Annotated in this window: 14 protein-coding genes; 8 read left to right on the top strand and 6 right to left on the bottom strand. The window is 61.1% G+C overall.

Annotated features, from left to right (window positions below; genetic code table 11):
• From IT350_17865 to IT350_17855, 3 genes are all read right to left on the bottom strand, one after another.
• The coding region (locus IT350_17865; GenBank protein MCC6159924.1) for a hypothetical protein at positions 1-2,391 on the bottom strand (2,391 nt) is incomplete at its 3' end.
• Between the two features lie 45 nt (positions 2,392-2,436).
• Complete coding sequence (locus IT350_17860; protein MCC6159923.1) at positions 2,437-5,754, bottom strand: PD40 domain-containing protein; 3,318 nt, start codon at positions 5,752-5,754, stop codon at positions 2,437-2,439.
• Positions 5,755-5,822: 68 nt separating this feature from the next.
• Entirely contained in the window at positions 5,823-7,052 is a 1,230-nt protein-coding gene (locus tag IT350_17855) for a hypothetical protein (protein MCC6159922.1), read from the bottom strand.
• 442 nt (positions 7,053-7,494) lie between these two features.
• Here IT350_17855 and IT350_17850 point away from each other — a divergent pair, with 442 nt between their 5' ends.
• A complete protein-coding gene (locus tag IT350_17850) occupies positions 7,495-7,896 on the top strand; it encodes a hypothetical protein (protein MCC6159921.1) in 402 nt (133 codons plus the stop codon).
• On the top strand, positions 7,893-9,434 hold the full coding sequence (locus tag IT350_17845; GenBank protein ID MCC6159920.1) for a GMC family oxidoreductase: 1,542 nt from the start codon (positions 7,893-7,895) through the stop codon (positions 9,432-9,434). Before IT350_17850 ends, IT350_17845 begins: the two co-directional genes overlap by 4 nt.
• Before the next feature lie 7 nt (positions 9,435-9,441).
• Here the strand turns inward: IT350_17845 and IT350_17840 are convergent, their stop codons facing one another.
• Entirely contained in the window at positions 9,442-10,458 is a 1,017-nt protein-coding gene (locus tag IT350_17840) for an SUMF1/EgtB/PvdO family nonheme iron enzyme (GenBank protein MCC6159919.1), read from the bottom strand.
• Positions 10,455-12,311, bottom strand: coding sequence for an AMP-binding protein (locus tag IT350_17835; GenBank protein ID MCC6159918.1), 1,857 nt, complete (start codon positions 12,309-12,311; stop codon positions 10,455-10,457). The genes IT350_17840 and IT350_17835 overlap by 4 nt, the downstream gene beginning before the upstream one ends.
• 80 nt (positions 12,312-12,391) lie before the next feature.
• Between IT350_17835 and IT350_17830 the strand changes: the two genes are divergently transcribed.
• The 6 genes from IT350_17830 to IT350_17805 all read left to right on the top strand — a co-directional run bounded on the left by IT350_17830 (position 12,392) and on the right by IT350_17805 (position 16,608).
• Positions 12,392-13,138, top strand: a complete 747-nt coding sequence (locus IT350_17830) for a hypothetical protein (protein ID MCC6159917.1) — start codon at positions 12,392-12,394, stop codon at positions 13,136-13,138.
• 111 nt (positions 13,139-13,249) lie between these two features.
• On the top strand, positions 13,250-13,759 hold the full coding sequence (locus IT350_17825) for a hypothetical protein (protein MCC6159916.1): 510 nt from the start codon (positions 13,250-13,252) through the stop codon (positions 13,757-13,759).
• A gap of 21 nt (positions 13,760-13,780) precedes the next feature.
• Positions 13,781-14,824: an SPFH domain-containing protein gene (locus IT350_17820; protein ID MCC6159915.1), complete on the top strand. Its 1,044-nt coding sequence runs from the start codon at positions 13,781-13,783 to the stop codon at positions 14,822-14,824.
• Positions 14,803-15,582 (top strand): glycosyltransferase family 2 protein, encoded by a 780-nt coding sequence (locus IT350_17815; GenBank protein ID MCC6159914.1) that lies wholly within the window; start codon positions 14,803-14,805, stop codon positions 15,580-15,582. Before IT350_17820 ends, IT350_17815 begins: the two co-directional genes overlap by 22 nt.
• Positions 15,579-16,253: a lipoyl(octanoyl) transferase LipB gene (gene lipB, locus IT350_17810; GenBank protein MCC6159913.1), complete on the top strand. Its 675-nt coding sequence runs from the start codon at positions 15,579-15,581 to the stop codon at positions 16,251-16,253. The genes IT350_17815 and lipB overlap by 4 nt, the downstream gene beginning before the upstream one ends.
• 1 nt (position 16,254) lies before the next feature.
• On the top strand, positions 16,255-16,608 hold the full coding sequence (locus tag IT350_17805) for a hypothetical protein (GenBank protein ID MCC6159912.1): 354 nt from the start codon (positions 16,255-16,257) through the stop codon (positions 16,606-16,608).
• Positions 16,609-16,725: 117 nt separating this feature from the next.
• On the opposite strand, the gene IT350_17800 is transcribed toward IT350_17805, so the two are convergent.
• On the bottom strand, positions 16,726-19,473 hold a 2,748-nt coding region (locus IT350_17800; protein MCC6159911.1), incomplete at its 5' end, for a hypothetical protein.

The following is a 19,473-nucleotide window of genomic DNA, read 5'->3' as shown; positions in this document are numbered from 1 at the left end:
GAGCACCAGATAGGTCCACGGCACGGTGTGACCCGAGTCCGCCGGCATGTCGGGGGTTCCGTACGCAACGCCGTTCTTGTCAAAGAGCGTGAGATAGATCTGTGCCTGGCCCGCGCTGGTCGCCGAGTTGATCGGCAGGAACTCCAGCGGAAGCGCCGGGAAGAACGGCATCGGAATGCGGTATGCGGTCTTTCCGGGGACATAGTCCACAAAGCCGCCGGGAACGCCCTGCTGACCCGAATTCGTCTGCGCGTACAGACCGACCTTGAGCGGCCATTCGCCCTCTTCGTCCTTCTGGAAGAGCGTCGCAAAGGTTTCACTCGCCGCGAATTCCGGCGGGACCGTCACGGTAACGTCCACGTAGAGAGGATCGAAGTAGTTGCAGAGGTTGACCGGGGCCGCGGGATTCGGCTTTCCCGAATCGGGACACGCGTCCACGCAGTCCGACATGTCGGTGCATCCATTCAGTTCGGCCATCGTCTCCTTGATGCACTGAATGCGGCACGCGGACCACGGAGCGACCGGATTGGCCTGGATCGCGTTCGTGAATTCCTCGCGAGACATTCCATCAAAGCTGTCCTTGCCGAGGCCATCCGGATACGCGCCGAAGACCTTCGTCGCCAAGAATTCCGCGTCGAACGTGCAGCCCACGTACTTGGTGTCGCGTTTGTTGGGGTCAAGCGGGTTGAAGGGCTGGAACGGCACGTACATCCACGTGTCGCCGAAGGCACCGCGTACGAAGGCCTGATCGTCGTTGTCGCCCGAAGGGCCCTTCGGATACAGGTTCCAGCCGGCATCGCCGTAGAACGTGAACAAACCCGACGCCAGCGCCTGGTCGATGTAGAACGCGTAGGACTGGACGTCGTCCGACTCGTCGAATTTCGTTTCGCGGTCGTTCTGCGTCGTGGTAAAGATCGAGTTGTTGAGGGCCTGGAAGTTCCACTCGCCGAAGTCTTCGGTATTCGCGATCGACCAGATGTATCCCTGAATGAACCCGACGTCGAACTCGGGGAAGTCGATCAGGAACGACGGATTCACGACCCGCGCGTCGAGAAAGCCCTTGCCCACGTTGTAGACGTCGAGTTTCTCCGCGTAGATCTCGTACATGTCGAGTGGGAACATTGCGGTCCCGAGCGCCGCGTTGGAGTCTCGCGTGACGCCGTCCACCGCGAAGGAGCCGGTGTAAGCGGGCCCGACCTTGTTGCATGCGAGCTGCCGAACGCCCTGGTCGAGGATGCCATCCTGGAAGGCGACCGTGAATTCGTAATCGCCGTTCTCGAGATTCGGGAACGTGAATCCGAACAGGGCCCGATCGTCGAAGCTGTTGCAGCCCACGCCGGCGGGCATGGCGAATCGCGTCTCCGCGCCGTTGATCGTGACGATCATCTCGCCGCCGCCGAGGTTGCATTCGGCATCCTTGTACATGAAGTACACGGAAAGAGACTGACTCCCGGTGATGGTGATGCCCTTTTCCGCCAAGCTCGGCCGACCGCCGGACTCGACCATGTAGAGCACATCGGCCACTTCCGGCGCGGTTTCACCGGCACAGCCGAAGACGTCTTCCAGGTGAAGCGCGCGACATTCGCTCGCGCAGGCGAGGACGTCGCCCGCGTTCTTGCACTCGTTCATCAGGCACGAGTTGTACCGGGTGCCGAAGTTGCCGTCCGCGCGCTGGAACAAATTGTTCACGCAGTCGGCCTTCGTCCAGCCGCCCGTAAACGTCCCGGCGACTTCGTCGCAGAAGTCGCGATAATCGGGACACTTGGGATCTTGATCGCCCGCGGCGGAAGGCTGAGCGCCTTCGTCCGTCCCCAGATCGCCGGCCGGTGCGGACTTCGCCGACGCGTCGACCGTGCCGAAGTTGTAGAACGTAAAATCGGCCGTCTCGTGCACGCCGGTCAGGAGCGCCTCTTCCTCGGAGTCGTTCACGCGGTCCATGTAGACGAGTGTGTTGTCCTCATCGACGTACTCGCCCTTGCGATACCCCAGCGCGGCGTTGCCGAGCACCCAGTTGGTGAGGGTGTCGACGGGCACTTCGTATTCGGTCTGCCAGGGATAGAGCTTGGCGAGCGCGAAGGGCTGACCGCCCGACGCGAAACCATCGTCGCCGAACATCAAACCAATGATGCCCGCGTAGGGCTTGTTGATCTGATAGAATTTCTCCCCGACGCCATCGAGATCGTTGTCCCAAAGATAGCCGAACCGTCCCGTGCCCTCGCCGTTGAAGTCCTTTTCCTGGACGACGCCGACCGGATCGGTGACGATCTTGAAGGTGTCGTAGTTCGCCGTGGGCAGCGTGGCGGATTCTTCCTCGCCCGAGAGTTGGCATGCTGCCGCGCCGATCATCAGCAGAGCCGCGATGGCCAAGGGGACGAACTTTTTCACGCGCATGTCCTATCCTCCAAGCGGGCGCGCGGCGCGCGCCCGACCGATCCGTTAGTCGTCGAATCCGGTACCCAGGCCCACGTAGAACCGCAACGGACGCTCGTCGTTCTCCTTGTCCTGGAACCCGTGGGCGATCTTGAAGAAGCTGTCCCACGAATTCTGGAAGAGGAACATCGACAGGCGCATCTCGATGCCCGCGTCGGAAACCAGATCGTCGTTCACCGAGAACTTGCCGTCACCGGATTTGTCGAAGACCTTGTTCGCGTCGAACATGTCCTTCTTACGCGCCACATGCGACCAATAGTTTCCGGTATTCGCGAAGAACGCGAAGTAGAGCTTGTCGAAGTAGAACGCCCAGATCTGCTGGTCGATCTCGCGGATGAGCGGGAAGCGATAGTCGAAGCCGACGATCGCCATCGTCTCGCCCTCGAGGGAGTAGTTCTCGTAGCCCAGGAACGCGCCGTTGTCGGAGAAGGCGCCGAGGCCGGTGATGAACATGCCGCCGCCGTGGAAGCGGTCGTAGAAGTTCACGCGGCCGAACGAATTGCCGTAACCGTAGCCTTCGGGCACGGTCGAGTGCGTGTATCCGAACATGCCCTTGAGCGCGAGGGTGTGCCGCGCGCGCCGCCAGCGCTCGAAGTTCAGCTTCTCCCAATCCCAACCGTCGATCGGGAACCAGTTGTTGAGCTTGTTGAGGTTCCAGAACGGGAAGGGTTTGTAGTTCTTGACGTTGGCCATTACCTGGAAGTAGCCGTAGTCCGGCAGCAGGTAGTTCGAATCCTGGTAGTGCCGGGCTTCGTTGATGCTGATGACCGAGGGGTCGGAGTAGAAGTCCGCCAGATCGGTGCCCATCTTCACACCGGTGAACGGTTCGGAGATGTCGGGGCTCGCGTAGGCGAAGTTGACGTCCAGCGATTTGCCGCGCGGGTTGATGCCGCCGTCGGGGAATCCGCCGGAGGATCCCGCCATGCCGGTGCTGTACCCCAGGTTCAGAGCGCGGCCCGTCATCTGGCGCGTGCGGTTGTTCGGCTGTTCGACGCGGATGTCCTGATACGCGTAGTAGAGCGCGAGGTTGTGCGTGTTCATCAGCGTGTAGCGGAAGCCGATGAAGTAGAAGCTCGCGTCGAAGTTCGCCTTGATGTCGAAGTCGAAGACCTGGAAGTTGTCCGTGATCTGCGGGAAGATCCGGTGCAGCGACAGGAACGTCGTGAAGGGCAGCATGTAGTTCTCGTAGAACACACTGTAGCGCTGCTCCTCGCCGACCGTGATGTACAGGAAGAGAAGGTTGCTATCGACCGCGTCGGCCAGCAGGATCTGCGCGCCGGCCTGAATGCGCGAGTCGGAGTAATCGACGATGGGCACCCACACCCACGTCCCGCGATGGTCCTTCATGACGGGCAGAATCTGCGCGAAGCCGTCGAACACGTCGTAGTCCACCCCGTTGATCTCGGGGAGCGGTTCGGACGTGGCGAGGTTGCGCTCGACCTCGGCGTCGGTGACCGTGAATTCGAAGTTCTCGACCTTCTTGTTCTTCCACAGCTCCTTGGGCATCTCAAAGGGACGATAGCCCCAGCTCGTGAAGTAGGAGTACGTGAGCACCGAGCCGTCGGCTTTGACGTTCGGCGAGAACGCGCCGGAGACGACGTCGGTGATCTGGAAGAGTTCGCGGGTCTCGAGGTTGAGCTGGTAGATGTTGAAGATGCCGGTGCGGTCGGACGTAAAGAAGATGCTCTTGCCGTCGGCGGCCCAGCACGGATCGCGGTCGTCCCAGTGGTCGTACGTCAGCGGGCGCAGGTTTCGGCCGTCGGCGTCGATCACCCAGATGTCCTGCTGCTCGTTGCGGTACATGAAGAACATGAGCTTGGAGCCGTCGGGCGACCAGACCGGGTTTCCGATCTGCGTCAGGTCGTTGTAGTCGACCAGCATGTAGTGGCCCGACATCTTCGGGTAACGCATGACGGCGAGCTTCTGAGAACCGTCCTTGTTGATGATGAACGCGATCTGGTCGTTCTTGGGGCTCCACGCCGGTTCCGAGGCGCGAAGCTGCCGAGTGATCTGCTCGCTCTTCTTCCCGGCCACGTCATAGACGTAGAGATCGTTGTAGTAGTAGCCGCGGTACTCGTCGGCCTCGCCCTTGGAGTAGACGATTTTCTTGGAGTCCGGCGACCAGGAGTACAGGCCCACCGCTCCGGCAATCGCCGTGAAGACTTTGCCGTCGTTGAGCTTTTCGGCGTCGGGCTTGGTCTTCTGCAGATAGATGCCCGCGCCGTCCTTGGCTCCGTGCCAGCGACGGGAGTACATCGACAGGTATTCGCCGTTCGGGCTGTACTGCACGTGGAAGTGCCACAGGCCTTCGTTCCACTTGTCGATGTCGGTCATTTCGGCGTCGGGCGGATCGAGGTGCCACGGCTTCATCTTGAAGCCCTTGGCCTCGTTGCCCAGGATCCCGGCGACCTGCTTGTTGTACTTGCTCGTCAGGTACGACTTGTACTGCTGGTACAGGACCTCGCGGTCGATGCCCAGTTCCTTCTTGATCGCGCGGTTGTAGGTCGAGAAGACCCCGAGCGCCGTCTCGTGCCACACGCGGGTGTTGTAGTCCAGGCCCCAGGTCTCGCCGATGAACAGGTTCATCGCGTAGCCCTGGTTGTACACCATCTCGGCCTGCAGGCCGTTTTTGTCGTAGATGATGTCCATCTGGTCCATGGTCAGCATGTGGTCGTCGAGGACCGCGGTGCGAAGGAGCATTTCGCGGTGCGTGTCGTAGAGGTCGCCGCCGTACATCGAGGAGTTGTACTGGGCGACGCCCTCGACCATCCAGGTCGGCAGGGCTTCGGAGCCGAACATGACGCCGACGCCGGCGTCGAAGTTGAACTTGCGCGAGGTGCGCGAACCGCCGACCAGAACGCCGACCATGCTCTCGCGGAACCGGCTGGCCGATTTGAGCGAGATGATGTGGCCGAACTCGTGCGAGAACACGTCGCGCAGCCAGTTCGTCCTTCCGCGGTGGGGGTAGTAGAGGTTGCTCGCCCAGATCGTCACCCAGTCGAAATTGTTCGCGGCCCACCCGTTGGAGTAGTCCTCGGTGTCGATGATGACGATGTTGACCTTCTTGCGAAGGTTGAAGTTGAAGAGCTTGGAGTCGCTCTCGTAGACGTCCTCGGCGATCTTGTACATCGCGCGGGCGGTCGTCTCGACCTCGGGGTAGTAGTAAATGACGAAGTGCTCGGTCTCCACGAACTTCCAGTCGAGTTCGGGGTGGTTGACGCCTTCGTCAAAGAGGATGAACGTCGCGTGTGCCGGTCCGGCAAGGCCGGCCAGCATCACCGCCGCCGCCAGGACCCCCAACGTCAATTTTCCCGTCGTCTTCATGGTTCGGCTCGATCCCGTCCGTTCCGTCAAAGTCCGTCCGCCCGACCGCTTCATCGTCATACCCCCCATCACTCCCACCTCTTGATGAGTCCGAGGGTGTAGGTGATGCCGACGCCTTCGTAGGACTCGACGTCGAACGGCGGCAGCGCGAGGGACCGGGACTCGACGAAGAAGCTGCGCTGGCCGGCCACGGGAATGTCCGCGGAGAAGTAGAGGTCGCCCGAGAACCACTCAAAAAAGCCCGTATAGCCGTGGTACACCAGCTTGGGCTCCACGCTCGCCATGAAGCCGGGCGTGTCCTCGACGACTTCCGTGTTTCCGTTGTTGTCCTTGATTTCACTGTCGGTCACGCGCGTCATGTAGTGACCGCCGATGACGAGCGCGAACGGGTTGAACGGCTCACCGGCCCCCTTCTTGGGAAGCTGGAACGCCAGTTCGCCGTCCACCTTGATCTCGTCGGCGTAGTCGACCTCGCCCGCGAGGTACTTGACGCTCGCCGGCATGCGCCAGTTGTAACCGGCGTGCACGGCCGCCGACATGAAGTAGAGGTACTGCTTGACGGCGGTGCCGAGGTAGAAATTCGGGTTGCCGTCGGTCAGGTAGCTGCGAACGTGGGCGCCGCGACGCGGGTTGTCGTTGCCCGTCGGGGCCTTGTAGACCGTCTCGAAGATCCAGCTCGTGGAGGTCTTCTGGTCCTTTTCCAGTGTCTTGGGACGGAAGGGAGAATACCCCATCCAGACTTCGACGTCGCCCAGCGTGGGCAGGTCGGCTTCCCAAAGCTTCCACAGCTCGTGGTTGTCCAGGTAGTCCACCGTGGCCTCCTCGGCGAGGAAGCCGTAGGTGTTGTCGCGGCCCCGGCGGTAGTTCTGGTTCTCCTGGCTGGTGATTTTGGTCTTCTTCCACACGAGCGGGAAATTGACGCGCACCGACCAGCGATCCGTGAAGCCGATCCCCGCGTTCAGGTTGAGGACCTGCTTCTTCGACTTGAAGCTGCCCTCGACCAGCGTCCCGTCCTCATCGTAGTAATGACGGGCATTCTTGTAGTCGAAGCTCATCCCGAGTTCGGAGACGTGCTTCGGGAAGACCAGCGGGCGCTGCACGTAATCGGACGGGTACTCCCACCCCGCGTTCAGCGCATGGTCGATCCGGGCCTCCCCCCACTCGTCTTCTTCTTCCTCGTCCTTGTCGTCACCGTCGTCCTTGCCCTCGTCCTGGGCAAAGGCGGGAATCGCCAGGGACGCGAAGATGAAAGCCGTGGAAAAGGCCAAACAGGTCAGAAAGACGACCCGTAATTTCATCTCGGAGTCCTTTCTCGGGGTGGTCACGAGGCTCGGTCACCAAAGGTCCACTCGGCTGTCGTTTCGGCTCTACGTTGGCAGATGGACGCAGTCGAGCGAGAATTACCGCAGGTCTTTAAGGGATTTGAGGGGGGATGTCAAGCAAACGTCACGGTGGGAAACGGGGTTTGACACCGGGCCACGCACCCCGGTTCCCGTCTAAAAAGACACGCTATTTCATTGAGTTACGTTCGCGGCCGTGTGGAGTCGATTTCCGACTTTCGGGGAAACGGCCCCTCGCCGGCCCCGGTGGCGCGAACGACCGCGAATCGGAGCGAGCCCCTTGCGTTCGGGGCTGTCCGTGGGTTACGTTTCTTCTCCATTTTCAGCTGAGTTGAGTTGAAATGCGGCCCGGTCGCCCTCGGCCGGATTCCGACACTTTCCACCGACGGGAGCGACGTCCTTGAGGCGAGTTCTGAATGCGCTGGCCGAGGCGATCATCGGCGACGGCGGCGCGGTGCCCATCGGACACGTCGAGGCGCGATCCGTGGACCGCGCGATCGAACACCTCCGCACGCAGGCTCCCGACGTGCGTCGGGGCTTTGTCGCCCTCGCGTGGTTCTTCGAGTGGTTGCCCGTGCTCATCGGCGAATTTTCGCGGTTTTCGCGCCTTTCCGTCGAGCGGCGTCTGCGCGTGCTGGATCGCTGCGAAAAAAGCGCACTGTCGGCGTTTCGCCAGATCGCGCAGATGCTCAAGCTCGTAATCTACTTGCAGTACTACTCGGAACCCGTCGTGGAACGCGCACTCGGAATCGAGGCCCCGTGCGTGTTCGACCCCGCCACGCTCGATCGGAAGCCTTTATGACGCTCTCCAAGCGCGAGGTGCGCGAACGGCTGTTCCACGGCGATCGCATCGCGACGGACGTGGACGAGCGCGCCGACGTGGTCGTCATCGGCTCGGGTCCGGGCGGCGCGGCGACCGCCGATCTGCTCGGCGCGGCTGGGCTCGACGTGATCGTCTGCGAAGAAGGGGGTTGGTTCGACGAGTCGGACTACAACGGCAGCTTCCCCGACATGTCCCGAAAGCTCTACCGAGACTCCGGGGGCACGATCGCGCTCGGCCATCCCCCGATCATCATCCCCCTCGGCAGGGTCGTGGGCGGCACGGCGCATATCAACTCGGGCACGTGCTTTCGCACGCCCGATCATGTTTTACGCAACTGGGCGCTCTTGCACGGCGTCGAGGCGATGAGCCCCGAAGAGATGGCGCCGGTCTTCGACGAGGTCGAGCGTCGCCTGTCGGTGCACGAACTGCCCCGCGAGATCCTCGGCCAAAATGCGTTCATCGTGGAGCGCGGCGCGAAGGCGCTCGGGCTCAACTTCCGCCCGCTGCGTCACAACGGCCGCGATTGCAAGGGCTGCGGCACCTGCACCTTTGGGTGCGTGGACGGGGGCAAACAATCGCCCGACGCCGCGTACATCCCCCATTTCGTCGGACGCGGAGGGCGCGTCTATACGCGGACGCGGATCGAACGGCTGCTCCTGCGCGGTCGTCGCGCCGAGGGCGTCGAGGGGCGGCTGTGCGACGCGCTCGGGCAGCCCACGAGTCGGCGGTTCCGCGTTCGCGCGAAACTCGTGGTGCTCGCGGCGGGGACGATTTCGTCGCCGGCGTTCCTGCTGAAAAACCGCGTGGGGCTGTCGTCGGGCGAGGTGGGCAGAAACCTCACGATCCACCCCGCGGCGCGCGTGGCGGCGCTGATGGACGAAGAGGTGCGCGGCTGGGTCGGCGTGCCGCAGGGCAGCTATATCGACGACTTCGCCAAGGACGGCATCATGTTCGAGGGCATCTTCGTGCCGCCCTCGGTCGGCGCGGTCACGTTTCCGGAAACGGGACCGGCGCTCAAAAATTTCATGATGAACTACTCACGCATGTCGATGTACGGCGCGATGATCAGCGACACGTCGCGCGGGCGCGTCATCTACGCGCGCAAGCGCCCGATTATGCTCTACCAGATGAACCGGCTCGACGCCGAGCGCATGCTGCGCGCCGCAGTCATCCTGTGCCGCATCTACGCGGCGGCGGGCGCGAAGCGCCTGTATCCGAAGATCGGACCGATGAAGGAGATCGGCCTGAATCAGATCGACGAAATCGCGCGCCGCAAACCGCGCGCGTCCGACTTCGAGATGATGGCGTTCCACCCCCTGGGCACCTGCCGAATGGGTGGAGATCCGTCAAGAAGCGTCGTCGATTCCTGGGGCAAGGTGCATGACGCCGAGGGACTCTTCGTCATCGACGGATCGGTGATGCCCTCTCCGCTGGGCGTCAATCCGCAGATCACCATCTTCGCGTTCGCGCATCGTGCGGCGCGCCACATCGCGGCCAATTTTTCGCGCTACGCGTGAGTCCTCTTCACGACGCGGAACGCGCGCAGCGGAATCCATAGGAATTGCTGCGCGCCACGGGGGTCGTGCGGAACCGGTACGACGAGCGCTGGCCGGTGCGGAACGCGTCCCATGAGCCGCCGCGAATCACGCGCTCGCCGCCCGAGAGCGCGCCGCGTGGATCCTCCATCGTCGACTTCGAATACGCGTCGGCGTCGTACCAGTCCGCCGTCCACTCGTAGATGTTGCCGCTCACGTCGCACAGACCGAAGGCGTTTCTCACGAACGAACAGACCGGCGCGGTGCCGACGTGGCCGTCGGTGTAGGTCTCGTAGATTTCCCACGAGGTAAAGACCTGTTTGGCCGACGTGTCGGCGTAGTTGCCGAAGCCCTCTGGCGGTGCGTCGTCGGTTTCGCCCCAGGGCCACTTGGTCGCCCGGCCCGCTCGCAATGCGTACTCGAACTCAGCCTCGGTCGGCAGGCGTTTGCCCTTCCAACGGCAATAGCTCTCGGCTTCGTACCAGCTCACGCCGTTGACCGGATGCGCGTCGCGGTCGTCCTTGCCCCAGTTGTAGTACCGCTCCGCTTCTTTCTCGGCGTTGATGCTCGGAATCGCGCACACTCCGGCGCGAACGCACTCCCGATACGCCGCGACCGAGACTTCGTGCAGATCCAGTTCGAACGCCGGGAGACTCACATCGTGGGCCGGCCGCTCGTGCGCGTCGCACTGCGCGTCGCCCTCCACGCACCCCATGCGAAACGCCCCGCCGGGGATCGCGATCATCGGGTCTTCGCCGCCGGTGCCGACCACCGGCTCGGCTTGACCATTCAGCGGAATCGGCGTGGCCGCAACCGGCGAGCCCGCGACCGGCAAGCCCGACTGCCGAGGCGGACCGGAGACGTCGCGGTCACTGAAGTACACGACGGCGATGATGGCGCACACGACGAGCGCTTCGACGAGCAGGCGCACGCGCCCTTTCGACTTCGTCGTCTCGAAATCGCCCGTCTCGTCCGTGACCTCGATCTTCTTTCGCTGGGCCGTCATCGGTAGAGCGCCTCGATCACGTCGCGGTAAATCTCGTTGATCTTCTTGCGTTTCACTTTCATGGTCGGCGTCAGTTCGCCGTCCTCCTGATCGAGCCGTTTGTCGAGGATCGCGAAGGTCTTGATCTGCTCGACGCGCGCCAGATGGCGATTCACCTCGTCGACCTCCGTCTGAATCAGGTCGCGGATTCGCTCGTGCCGCGCGAGGCTGGCGTAGGTCGTAAACGGAATGCGCTCGTCCTGCGCGAATTTCACGACGTGCTCCTCGTCGATGAGGACGAGCGCGGTGACGTAGGGTCGGCGGTCACCGATCGCCACGGCATCCTGAATGTACGGGCTCGCCTTCAGCCGGTTCTCGATGTTCTGCGGCGCGATGTTCTTGCCGGCGCTGTTGATGATGATGTCTTTCTTGCGGTCGGTGATGCGCAGGAATCCCTCGTCGTCGAATTCGCCCACGTCGCCGCTCGCGAGCCAGCCGTCCGCCAACGCGTCGCGCGTCGCCTGCGGATTCTTGTAGTAGCCCGCGAAGACGTTGCCGCCCCGAACCAAAATCTCGCCGTCGGGTGCGATCTTCACGTCGCAGCCGGGAATCGGCCGTCCCACCGTGCCGGGCTTGATGCGGTCCGCATAGTGGATCGTCGCCGGGCCCGAACCCTCCGTCTGGCCGTACACCTCTCGCACCCAAAGCCCCATCGCGTGGAAAAACGCGAGTACCTCCGGCGAGATCGGCGCCGCGCCCGACAGCGCGAAACGCACGCGTTCGAGGCCGAGGCGTTTTTTGAGCGGATGAAACACGGCGACGTGCGCGAGGGCGAAAGCAAGCCGAACGCCCACCGATGCGCCACCGTTTTTCAGGACGGCTTCGGCGTGCCGCCGTCCCGCGCGCAGGGCGATCCCGTAGGCGATGCGATTGAACCACGCGGCCTCGCGCATGCCGATCTTCACCCGCGAGTGGAACTTTTCCCAGATGCGGGGCACCGCGAAAAACACCGTCGGCGAGATCTCGCGCAGGTTCTGCGGCACCGTGTCGAGCCGCTCGGCAAAGTTCACCGTGTACCCGAACGAAAGCTGATTGAATGTGCTCATCACGCGTTCGGCGATGTGGCACAGCGGCAGGAACGAGAGCACCTCGTCGCCCGCATGGATGGGGTTCGCGCGACCGAGCGACGCGCACGTCCACATGAGATTGTGGTGCGTGAGCATCGCGCCCTTGGGCGGCCCGGTCGTGCCGGACGTGTAGACGATGATCGCCGTGTCGCCGGGCTCCACACTCTCCGACGCACGGCCGAACAGCTCGGGATGTTGCGCCTCGTGCGCGCGGCCGAGTTCGAGGAAGTCGTCAAAGAACATCACCTGCGAGTCGGTGACGTGCCGCAGCCCTTCGCGGTCGAGCACAATGACCTTTTCGACGCGCGGCGCGCGGGCGCGGAACTCATACCACTTGTCGAGCTGTTCCTCGTTTTCGACGAAGAAGAATCGCGCTTCGCAGTGATCGACGATGTACTCGACCTGATCCGCGGCGCTCGTCACGTAGATCGCCGCGGTGATGCCGCGAAGGTGCAGCACGGCTAGGTCGATGAACAGCCATTCGGGCCGGTTTTCGGCAATCAGCGCCACGCACTCGCGTTCGCGCGCGCCCAGCGCGGCGAGACCGTGGAAGCACGCGCGCACCTGGCGGTCGTAGTCGCGCCAGGTGAATTCCCGCCACAGGCCGAATTCCTTGCGCCGCAGCGCCACGCGATCGCCGAATTCGCGCACGCGCGCGGCAAACGCCGCGGGGGCGGTGGCATGCACGGGCTCGAAGTCGTCGGCCGGGCTCAAAGCGATCTCCGCGCGTCGGGAAAGAAGTTTCATACCCGCGGCGCTTCGACTTGTCGAGCGAGTCGGTGCGCGGGCTCTCGCACGCGAATGCGAAATGCGCTAAACGACCGGTCATGCGTTGGATTCGCCGTTGGTGTTTCGTCGTCGTCCTCCTCGCCGGGCTGTGCGCCTGCGCGCGCACCGAACAACCGACGTCGCATCTCGCCCAACCGACCGGCGATGCCTTCACGTGCGACGTCGAGATCCGCGCCGAAGCGTCGATCGCGGGGCGACGCGACGTTTATCGGCTCGTGAGCGCGACGCGTTACGCCGTCCAACCCGCCGGAGGCATTCGCGTGCTCGCGCGCGGCGCGAAGGCGTACCGCGGCGACGGCGATGCGCGGCCCTTCGCCGCAACCCCCGGCGTATCGTCACCGGTGGGGACGACGTCTCCGAATGGAAGCGTCGACGACGCGCGCGCGGCCGAGCTCGCCGCCGACGGCCACGCCCTTTACGTCTGGGCGCTCGAACGCCGCTCCCGCCGCGCGACGGATTTCGCCGTGCGTCTCGCGACGCCGGACGGGAAGGTCCGCGACGTCATTCTGACGAAAACCGCCGATGGTCCCGACGCGTCGTGGTCGGGCGATGGAGCCGACGCGTCCGCCGGCGAAGGCGCGAAACCGAGCATGATGAACGCGCCGACGATGCATTTGCCCGCCGAGGTCGTCGGCGGCATTCGCACGGTTTCGGTTCACGTCGCGGAGGGCGGATCGGCATCCCCCGCGCGCGTTCACCTCGCCATCGACTTCGTCTGGCCGGCGCTGGGCGACGCGCCTTCGCGCTTCGAGTTGCATGTCGGCCCCGAGGACGCCGCCCGTTAGGTGGCAGAACCTGTCGTGTTTGAGCGGCGCGGCGATTCGTGTTATGCGACGTGGCGATTTGAATATTCGGAATCGATGGAGCGGGTGGCGTGATGACAAGCAGGCTGTGCAATGACACCTGACTGGGATGAAGACGTCTCGCAGGCCGTGCGGGACAAATTCGAGTGGCTCGCGGCGAAGATCCCCGGGCTCGCCGAATATCGCGGTCGGCAGGGGCTTCGCGATCAGGACCGCCTGATTCGCGAGGCGGCGGCTGATCGGATCGTCGAACTGCGTCGCCACATCGACGGCGTGAAGGCGGATCTGCTCAATTTCGGCGGACTCTCGTGGCTCGACGACCTCGACGCGCTGGGCGGCAAGCTCGATGCGTTGGCGGGCTCGTTGCGCGCCGCGACCGCGGGAATGGGCGGTCATGTCGCCACGAGCGGCGTGACGCGCGAAAAACTCGAGGCGATCATCGCGCACGACCGCGAGTTGTTGGAGCAGATCGAAAAGGCGACCGCGCCGCCCGACTCGGGCGAGCAGGACGCCGCGGCGCGCGTGGCCGCCCTGCGCGACAACGTCGCCGTGCTCGACCGGCTCGTCGCCGCTCGCAAACGGCTCTGGACCACCCTGACCTGACGACGAAGCTGGATCGACACCATGGCAATTCTCGACCTCATCGAATGGGCGACGCAGTCCGCGGACGATCTGGTCTTCCGCTTCGTTCCCCCGCAAGCGACCGGCATCCGCCTCGGCGCGCAGCTCGTGGTGCGCGAGGCGCAGGCCGCGGTATTCATGCGCGACGGCCAGGCGCTCGACCTCTTCGGGCCCGGCCGACACACCCTGTCGACGCTGAACCTTCCCCTCGTCGGGCGGCTCCTGGGCAAGGTGTTCGGGGGCGCGACGCCGTTTCACACCGAGGTCGTTTTCATTTCCACCCGGCTCGTCACCGACGTGAAATGGGGCACGCGTTCGCCGGTGCCCATGCGCGACGCCGAACTCGGGCTCGTGCGCGTGCGGGCGTTCGGCTCGTCGAGCCTGCGCGTCGCCGACCCCGGCCTGTTCGTGAACACCGTCGTCGCGCAGCGCTCGCGATTCACCACCGCGGACATCGTCGAGTTTCTGAAGGACGCGATCATCGCCCGGCTCGCCGACGTGCTCGGCGAGAACATGAAGTCGATCTTCGACCTCGCCTCGCTCTATGACGAAATCTCGGCCGCCGCGAAGGTGCGCACGAAGGTCGATTTCGAGAAGCTCGGCCTGGAACTGGTGGACTTCTACATCAACGCGGTCACGCCGCCCGAGGAAGTTCAGAAGAAGATCGACGAGCGCGCGGGCATGGCGGCGCTGGGCGACATGAACCGCTACACGCAGTACAAGGCCGCCGAAGCTCTCGGCGCCGCCGCGTCGAACCCGGGAGGCGGCGGACTGGCGGGCGCGGGCGTCGCGCTCGCGCTGGGCGTCGAGATGGCGAAGTCATTGAGCGGCGCGATAAATCCGCCGGTGGCTGCACCCGCGCAGGCAGCGCCGGCTTCCGGGCCGACGGTCGCGTGCCCCGCGTGCCAGGCGCCCAGCCCCGCGGGCGCGAATTTCTGCGCGCAGTGCGGCGCGAAAATTCCGAAGTCCGCATTTTGCACGCAGTGCGGAGCGGCGATTCCCGCCGGCGCGAAGTTTTGCCCGGGATGTGGACAGAAGACGGCTTGACCTCGGAATCAGACCAGCCCATTCGCCTTTCGGTCGTGATCCCGGCCTACAACGAGGCCGAGCGCCTACCCGCGACGCTCGACGCGATCCGCGCCTACGCCGCGCGATCGAACGACGCGATCGAGGTCTTGGTCATCGACGACGGCAGCCGCGACGACACGTCGTCGGTGGCGCGAGCGAAGGGAATCGACTGGCCGCTGCTGCGCGTCGAGCATGACGAGCAAAACCGGGGCAAGGGCGACGCGGTGCGACGCGGGATCGAACTCGCGCGCGGCGAGATCGTCCTGTTCTTCGACGCCGATTCCTCGACGCCCATCGAGGAGATCGAAAAGTTCCGGCCCCACTTCGATGCCGGCGCCGACATCGTGATCGGCAGCCGCGCCCTGCCCGACTCCGACATCCGCGTGCGTCAACCGTGGTATCGCGAAAACATGGGTCGCGTGTTCAACGTCTTCGTGCAGGCGTTCGTGATGCGCGGCGTGATCGACACGCAGTGCGGCTTCAAGGCGTTCCGGCGCGAGGCCGCGCGGCGCATCTGCGCGCTCCAGCGCCTCGCGGGCTTCGCGTTCGACGTCGAGTTGCTTTTCATCGCGCGCAAACTCGGATATCAGATCCGCGAGGTTCCCATCGTCTGGCAAAACTCGGCCAAGAGCCGCGTCAACCCGCTCTGGGATTCCTCGCGCATGTTCCTCGATCTGTTGCGGATCCGGTGGAACGACTCGCGCGGGCGATACCGCGCGCTCGGGGAGCGGAATTGAAAGTCAAATGGAGCTGGCTCGGAGTGACGCCCTACGCGCAGGCCTACGACCTGATGGCGAGCCTGAAGGCCGATATCGTCGGCGGGCGCGAGTCCGAGTACCTGCTCTTTCTCGAACACCCCAATGTCATCACGCAGGGCAAAAACGAACCCGACGGCAGCGGGCTGATTTCGGCGGCGGAGCACATCGAGCGCGCGGGATTCGATCTCGTGAAGGCGGATCGCGGCGGCAAGACGACGCTGCACAACCCCGGCCAGCTCGTCGGCTATCTCATCTTCGATCTCAAGCGGAACAAACTGCGTCCGAAGCTGTTCGTGGAACTCGTCGCGAAAACGATTGTCGAGGTGCTCGGAACCTACGACCTCTCGGCGCACTACTCCGCGGACGAGCCGGGCATCTACGTCAACAACGCGAAGATCGGGTTCATCGGCCTCAACGCGCAGGACAACGTGACCACGCACGGCTTCGCGCTCAACGTGCGCAACGATCTCAAGCCCTTCGCCCACATCGTCCCGTGCGGAAACATCAACCAGCCGATCACGTCGCTGCACGATCTGCTCGATGGGCACACGTCGGTCTACGACGTGTACTGGCGCTTCGTCACCGTCTTCGAGCATCTCGCCAAATGCGAAATGGAGGAGGTCGAGACCGACGACCTCTTTCCGGCCTGACATGCTGTTTCGCTACCTGCTCCCCAGCCTGCTTCAACTCGCGGCCATCCTAATCGCGCCGCCGCTCGTCGCGTCCGCCGTGCTCGCGCTTCGCGGCACGGCGGGCGATGCCCGCACCGCGTGGATCGTCTGCGCCGCGCTCATCGGCCTCGCGCAGATCGCCCTCGTCCTCGACAAGGGTTTTCCGTTCCTGTTCGGCAACATCTACATGATGGCCTCGATGGACCCTAAGTGGTTCTTCGGCGTGCCGATCGGCCTCGCGCTCGACGGCCTGTGGCTGTGGCGCAGCGTCGTGATCGCGACGCGCTGGAGCGCGAAGTGGCGCGGGAAGTCGGGGCGGGCCGCGGAGGCGTGAGGGGAGGTGAGGGGGGCGATCAACCGGCACACTGTTGCGTAAAAGGCGCTGCGGGGAAATAAGGCACGGTGATCGCGGCCTGAAAAGTGCCGAGACGAGCGCTTTTTAGAGCCACAACTACTCGAAGTAACTATGTTGTTTCTCATCCACTACGTTTTGAGTTCCATCTTTTTCGATTTCTCGCTCTCCGTTACTCGCGCCGCTTTCAGACCCGTCCAAATACACTCCAGGCAGACCATCGTCATAGGACCGAAAGAATCTTTTCAATTCGGCCAAATTGTCATCAGCTCGATCAGACTGCTCTTCAATCGACTCCCTTTTCAACTTTATTTGCATTTTCCCTTTCGCATTTCTATCGATCAGAAGGTAGCTTGCACCCACGCGAACCACGTTAACATATTTCAACACCCTCTCAATCCCGGTCAGCCATATCTGCCGATCCAACCCGTCGGCATTCGGTTCCTGAAGCGCCATAATTATCCGATATTCGTTGTCGCGCAGATGCTCAGCGGCTTTACTTCCGTCAAGTCGTTTCTTGTTTTGCGAACTGTAGTCCCAGTGTCGATTTGCCACATTCACACAAATCTCGTAGTGCGTCTCGCGATCCATAATATCGCGATGTAAATAAAACAATTCGTTCGGAAACCGGTAACGCTTTATATAATTTTCCGTTTCGCTCAAAAATTGCTCAAGCACGTTCCGATATGCGGACTCAGCTTGGAGACGAATTTCAGACTCGCTTTCTAAAGCATTCGCCACGCCTGGAAGGTTCGCAAGCGCCGGCCAACGATAAGTTAGTCCGATAATTCTAGTTTCTCTATCAGGTAAACCGACATTACAATAACCTCCTTCCCCAGGATTTGAACATTTCCACTTCCCCGCTTCAACAGCTTCCGCCCGAATGACGAGCAAATCTCCCAAAGCAGCATAAACTTGTCCGAATTCCTGATGAATTCTTCTTTCTGCTCTCTTTTCATTTTTGAATATGCTAATCGCATGGTAAATGTACCTCTTCGCCGCAACATGAAACATCTCGTACGTCAAAGCCAGCGCTATGTCTAACCGTAATGCGTCGTCGACATTCAAATACTCATATACCATTTTGCGAGTTTCCAAGACGAGCTCGATAGACCTAAGATACAAACAACCAAACGACCTTGCTGCTGTCGCAGCTTCCAAATCATTCATGTTATCATTCATCGACAAAAATGCCCCAAGTAACGATATTTCGGCAACTCGCAAATAATGAACTGTACGACTTATACCCCTAAAGTCTTCTTCGAATTCGACTCGATTCTTCTTCGACTTGATTTCTTTTATTTTTGCTGATTCCACCGCTTCCGCTAAAAGCCCCAGAAGAAACTCGCTTCCGTTTACACGACTTCTCTTTAACATTTCTACAAGCGGATTGTCGTTGTCCTTCGCTTCTAAGTTCTCATGCTTTGATGCCATCTTTCGGAGTTTCCGCCACACGGACAGTGAATTTCGCCTAAGAGAGCTATTTACCCCTAACTCGAAAATCAAAGGATTAGTTCTTTCATAATTCAGCAGCGCGCCTTCACTGCGTTGAGATCGATGTCTCAAATACTCGTTATCCATGATAAGCGAAAATACTCTGTCAATCTGCCTAAAGCTCTTGTTAACGTCCAAATTTCCTTTTATTGCAATTTTCAATTGATCGATTTTGACTTTATTGCCCGGATCGCTGTTATGGTCTCCTTCAAAGGGCTTGATGCGCGTTTGAATGAATTGTTCCTTTTCGGCGTCGGTAATCTTTTGATCCCAACGAAATTGATCCGCAAAATTCGCAGCGGCGAGAACAGTCGTACCTATTTTAGTCAGAAGCGCCCCATATCGTCTTCTGTCTCGAATATTAACGGCTGGTGAAGAATGAAGTCCATCATCTTCGTCCGAGAAAACAAGAATATGAATCGCCTTTTCAACGCCATTCCAAATATTGCACCATGAGCGCACCGCCTCTAGTCGCATGCGGACCTTTTCTCCATCTTGTTGCTTTATGTTATTTTGTTTTAGACGAAAAAGTGTCTTAAACATTCTTCTCTGCCGCACCGAGATTTTCTTTAGAAAGACATCGCACGCCCTCAGAGATTGATGATTTCGCAAATAGTATGCTCCCGAGAGAGTGTAGAAAAACTCATCCTCTCTGTCATCGATCGTATCATAGGTGACGCTTTCGTCATTTGCATTTTCTGTATTGGCGCCTCCGGTCGCCCCGCTCGATATTTTCGAAATCCGCATAAGAGGTAATATTTTAGTCCAGATGTCTTTTTCCTGATTTGCAGATTCTTTAGCAGATAGCTCATCCTCGCTGAATAATATTGTGCCGCTCGTGGCAACATATATATCACCCAGGTATTCGTATATTTTTGCTCTTACTGAACTTTGGAAATCTGGCGACACGGTTATTTTTGAGTCGGGAGATCTCCAAATGTGCAGTTTCATTGTTCGCAACATTAGCAGTAACCATTTCGCAGCGCCGCGCAAATCTCTGCGGCGACTAAGGTGCTCAGCTATTCTCATCATCTGTTCCAAATACCCATACTGGTCGCTGGACCGCCAATAGTGAGCCAGCGCTCTGAGCAAATACATGTTACATGTCAAGCGATGATACGACTTTTCTTCTCCAACGGCGATCATATTCATTGTATGCGGTAGGCCTGTTGACTCAAACTGGTTGATATCTGGATTGACCATATCGCGATTTATTACGCCAATATCTAATTTCATCCAATCGGCTGAATAGGGGTATAAGATTACCTTTTCTATATCCTTCATTGACGGGATCATATTTGTCGCGAGATGCGAAATGGAATTTGTTTTTTCACCCCATTTGCTACTGCTTTC

This window comes from Deltaproteobacteria bacterium (assembly GCA_020845895.1).
In the GTDB taxonomy this organism is placed as follows: domain Bacteria; phylum Lernaellota; class Lernaellaia; order JACKCT01; family JACKCT01; genus JADLEX01.
This window is presented reverse-complemented; position numbering and strand designations above follow the sequence as displayed.